The organism is Streptomyces sp. NPDC059037 (assembly GCF_042740015.1).
Lineage (GTDB): Bacteria > Actinomycetota > Actinomycetes > Streptomycetales > Streptomycetaceae > Streptomyces.
The window spans coordinates 1-5,070 of the sequence record NZ_JBHYIG010000011.1 but is presented as its reverse complement, the minus strand read 5'-3'; the positions used below and the strand labels follow the sequence as shown (position 1 = coordinate 5,070).

The following is a 5,070-nucleotide window of genomic DNA, read 5'->3' as shown; positions in this document are numbered from 1 at the left end:
CCATCGAGACCCCAGCGAAACCTCTGAAACAGACACAGCACTTGTGCAACTCCTCGAGACACAGCTGCGTGGTCAGCGCCTACACACTGACCTTCGGCGGCCTGCTCCTGCTCGGCGGGCGGCTCGGAGACATCCTCGGCCGCCGCAGGGTCTTCATGTTCGGCGTCCTGCTCTTCGTGTTCGCCTCCCTGCTCGGCGGTCTCTCCCAGGAGTCCTGGCAGTTGCTCGCGGCGCGGTCGCTGCAGGGCGTCGGTGGCGCCATCGCATCGCCCACCGCCCTCGCGCTGATCACCACGACGTTCCGCGAAGGACCCGAGCGGAACAGGGCGTTCGGTGTGTTCGCCGCCGTCTCGGCAGGCGGCAGCGCGATCGGACTGCTCGCCGGCGGGCTGCTCGTGGAGTGGCTCGACTGGCGCTGGGTCCTCTTCGTGAACATCCCCATCGGCCTGGTGATCGCGCTCGCGACGCCCCGCTACATCCAGGAGTCCGAGCGCCACCCCGGCCACTTCGACATCCTCGGCGCGCTCACGTCCACCGTCGGCATGGTGCTCCTCGTCTACGGCTTCATCCGCGCCTCCGAGGACGGCTGGAGCGACACACTGACCATCGCGTCCTTTGCGGCGGCCGTGGTGCTCCTCGGTGTGTTCCTCGCCATCGAGAGCCGCTCGAAGCAGCCCATCACGCCGCTGTGGATGTTCCGCGACCGCAACCGCGCGGGTGTCTACGGCATGATGCTGAGCCTGGCCGCGGCGATGTTCGGGATGTTCTTCTTCCTGACGCTGTTCGTGCAGAACATCCTGGACTTCAGCCCGTTGCGGGCCGGGCTCGCCTTCCTTCCGGTGAGCGTGATCATCGCGATAGGAGCGGGGATCGCCTCCCAGCTCCTGCCCAAGTGGGGGCCCAAGCCCTTCATGGTGGTCGGCGCGCTCCTGGCCGCCTTGGGGCTCGGCTGGCTGACGATGACCGATGTCGACAGCACCTACGCGGGAAGCATCCTCGGGCCCATGCTGGTCTTCGGCTTCGGCATGGGCATGCAGTTCGTGTCGCTGACCCTGATGGCGGTGTCGGGCGTGGCGCCCCATGAGGCGGGTGCGGCCTCCGGAGTGCTCAACGCCACGCAGCAGGTGGGCGGTTCGCTCGGCCTGTCCGTCCTGGTCACCGTCTTCGGCACGGCAAGCCGCAACGAGGCCACCGACCAGGTGCCGCAGTTCATGGCGGAGGCGAACCCTGCCCAGCTGGCCGAGTTCCGCAGGACGGGGGAGCTCCCGGGGACCTGGGGCGACCAGGTCCTTGCTTCGGGCATCTCCAGTTCGTTCATCGCCGCCGCCGTCTTCGCGATCGTGGCCGCGCTGATCGCCCTGTTCGTCATCCAGGTCCGCCCCGCCGACCTGGAGCGGCTCCAGGGCAACGGGGCGAACCCGCTCGCAGCGGCAGGGGACGCGTCGGACGAGCCTGCGCGCCCCGACTGAGGCGCGGCACCGCGCGGCCGGGGCGGAGCGCCGACGTGGCCTGATTCCCCTCGCGGGTACGCCGGTTGAGGTGCGGCGGACGTAGCATGACCAGTCGTCGACCGGGGATCGGCGAGCGGGGGCGGCGCGGGGCAGGGACGCATGGAGAGGGCGTGGACACGAACACCGACTACCGCCTCCTTGGGCCGGTCGAGGCATGGCGCGCGGGCCGTCGGCTCGACCTCGGTGGACCCAAGCCCCGGGCTCTGCTCGCGGCGCTGCTCCTGGAGCACGGCCGTGTGGTGTCCGTCGACGCGCTGATCGACGCCATCTGGGGCGAGCACCCGCCGGGCACGGCACGTTCCCTGATCCAGTCCTACGTCTCCGCGCTGCGCCGCGCGCTGTCCGCCGACGCCATCGAGACACGCCCGCCCGGCTATCTGATCCGCGCCGACACCGCCCTGGTCGACCGCACCGCGTTCGAGCATCTGACGGCTCAGGGCAGACAGGCCGCCGCCGCGGGCGACCACCCCGCGGCCGCCCGGCTGCTCGCCGAGGCCCTCGCCCTGTGGCGCGGCCCCGCGCTCGGCGGGATCGGCGACACGCTGCGGGCCATGGCCGATCAGCTGGAGGAGGCGCGGCAGACGGCCCTGGAGGAGCGGATCTCCGCCGAACTCTCCGAGGCGGGACGCGAGACGGAACTGGTCGCCGAACTGACCGCCCTGGTCGCCACCCACCCCACGCGGGAACGGCTGCGCGGCCAACTGATGCTCACCCTCTACCGGTTGGGCCGCCAGGCGGACGCCCTCGCGGTGTACGTGGAGGGCCGCGACGTACTCGCCGAGGAACTGGGCATCGACCCGGGCCCTGACCTCCGGCGGATGTACGAGTCGATCCTGCGCGCGGACGACGAGCTGCTGCCGGGCGCCGGTCCGGCCGCGGCCGCCGAAGGTGCCCCGCCGGCGGCTCCCGTGCCGGTGGTTCCGGCCCTGCTGCCGCCCGCCATCGGCGACTTCACCGGACGCGCCACGCATCTCGCCGACGTACGGGCGGCGCTTTCCGGCCCTCGTGAGGTGATGCCCGTCGTCGTGGTGTCGGGCACCGGCGGCGTCGGCAAGTCAACGCTGGGCGTCCAGGCGGCACACCGGGTCGCCGAGCACTACCCGGACGGCCAGCTCTACGCCGAACTGCGCGGCACCGCCGACCCGGTGGCGCCCGGCGAGGTGCTCGGGCGGCTGCTGCGCGCCCTGGGGGCCGACCCGCCCGAGGGGGACGCGGAACGGCGCGACCTCTTTCGCAGCCTGGTCGCGGGGCGGCGCGTGCTGCTCGTGCTCGACGACGCGGGCAGCGAGTCCCAGGTGCGCCCGCTGCTGCCGGGGAGCGCCACCTGCGGGGTGCTGATCACCGCGCGGGCCAGGCTCGGCGCGCTGCCCTGCACCCACCGCGCCGAGCTCGAAGTGCTCGCCACGGAGCCGGGAATCGAACTCCTCGCCAGTGTCGCGGGCGAGCGGCGCGTGCGGGACGAGCCGGACGCCGCCCGGCGCATCGTCGAGCTGTGCGGCGGCCTCCCGCTGGCCATCCGCATCGCCGGGGCCCGCCTCGCCACCCAGCGGCACTGGACACCGGGGATGCTCGCGGGACGGCTCGCCGACGAGCACAACCGGCTCGACGAACTCACGGTCGGGGACCTGGAGGTCCGGGCCGGCCTCGGCCTGAGCTACCGGGTGCTCGACACCCCCGCCCGCACCGCCCTGCGCCGCCTCGGCCTGCTCGCCGCCTCCGACGTCGCCGCCTGGGTGGTCGCCGCGCTGCTGGATGTGCACGAGGCCGCCGCCGACCGCGTCGTGGAGCAACTCGTCGACGCCCAGTTGCTGCACTGCACCGGCGTCGACCGCGCCGGGCAGGCCCGCTTCAGGCCGCACGACCTGGTGCGGGTGTACGCCGCCGAACGCGCCGACGCCGAGGAGCCGCCCGCCGAACGGGCCGCCGCCGTCGCCCGCGCGCTCGGCGCCTGGCTCTGGCTGACCGGCCGCGTCGCGTCCGACACGCCGTCCGGCGCGGTCGAACTGCACCGCGGGCTCCTCGACGGCGACGGGCCGACGGACGGGACGGTCGGGCGTGTCGTGCGGCCTATCGGCCCCGAGGCCACCCGGCGCGCCCTCGCCGATCCGACCGCCTGGTTCGAGGCCGAGGCCGACGCGATCGCCACCGCCGTCGAACGCGCGGCCTCCCTGGACCTGCACAGCCTGGCCTGCGAGGCCGCGGCCGTCCTGTGCTCGTCGGCGTACACCGTCGGCAATCGCTTCGAGGCGTGGTGGCGCACCCATGACGCCGCCCTGGCCGCGGCCCGCCGCGCCGAGGACCGCTCCGGAGAGGCCCTGCTGCTCATCGGGCTCGGGCAACTCCGCTTCGAACAGGACCGGTTCCCCGAGTCGCAGGGCTACTTCCGGCAGGCCGTCCGGCTCTGCGCCGAACTCGGCGACACGCGCGGCAGGGCCGCCGCCTTCGCCGGTCTCGGCAGCGCCCTGCGCGAAGCGGGCAGGCTGCGCGCCGCGCAGGACGTACTCGCCCAGGCGGTCGCCGGCTTCCGAGGCATCGACGACGACCCCGGCGTCGGTCTCTCCTGCCGGTACGCCGGAACCGTCCGGCTCGAACTGGGCGACCACGACGCGGCGAGCGAGCTCCTCGACGAGTCGCTGCGCGCCTACCGCAGGCTCGGCAGCCGCCGCGGCGAGGCGCTCACCCTGCGCTCCATCAGCCTCGTACGGCGCGCACTCGGCGAGTACGCGGCCGCGGAGGAACTCGCGGGCCGCGCGGTGGACCTGCTGAGCCCTCTGGGGGACACGCTGATGTCCGCGTACGCGATGCAGGCCCGCGCCAAGTCCCGGGTCCGCCTGGGGCGTTCGGCCGAGGCGGAGGCCGAGATCCGCCACGTACTGGAAGTCTGCCGCGGCCACCGCGACCGCTTCGGCGAGGCGCTCGCCCTGCGCACCCTCGGCGAGTGCGAGCTGGCGGCGGGCCGCATCGAGGCCGCGGAACAGAGCCTGACGACGGCGGCCGCCCGCTGGGAAGCCCTGGAGCTGCCACTGCCCCGCGCCCGCACCCTGCGCGACCTCGCCGCGGCACGGGAGGCGGCGGGGGACCCGGCAGGAGCACACGCGCTGCGTGCCGAGGCGCTTGAGGTCTTCACGGCGTACGAGGCGCGGGAGCGGGACGAGCCCTGGGCCTGATGCGCCCTGGCCCGACGAGCCCGGGGGCCGCGGCATTCCACTTGCCGTGGAATTGCAGAGAACTTGCAGCGGCCTGCGGCAGGCTTTCGGTGTCGGCAGGGAGACCTGCCGGCACAACGGGGGACTCAGGGTAAGTAACGGGGGACTCAGCGGAATTCGACGGGGGTTGACGGGGGAAGGCCACTGATGCCTCGTGCGGCCCACACCACCGGCGTCGTCGGAGGTGTGGGCCCTTCCACGCGTCACGACCCCGCCAGTAACGAGGAGGGGACTCCGGGGGCGGGGGGCCGCCCCCCCCCCGCGCGGGGGCCCGCACCCACGCCCCCGAGGGGCGGGATGCCGCCGCTCATCCCCCTGTAACATACGCGAGCAGGGGGGTTTAAACCACAGCA

Annotated in this window: 2 protein-coding genes; both read left to right on the top strand. The window is 73.7% G+C overall.

What is annotated here, in order from left to right:
• Window positions 1-68: 68 nt before the first annotated feature.
• Window positions 69-1,469, top strand: a complete 1,401-nt coding sequence (locus ACFWY6_RS04200) for an MFS transporter (protein WP_384686178.1) — start codon at window positions 69-71, stop codon at window positions 1,467-1,469.
• 152 nt (window positions 1,470-1,621) lie between these two features.
• Complete coding sequence (locus ACFWY6_RS04195) at window positions 1,622-4,678, top strand: BTAD domain-containing putative transcriptional regulator (RefSeq protein WP_384686176.1); 3,057 nt, start codon at window positions 1,622-1,624, stop codon at window positions 4,676-4,678.
• The last annotated feature ends 392 nt before the right edge of the window (window positions 4,679-5,070 follow it).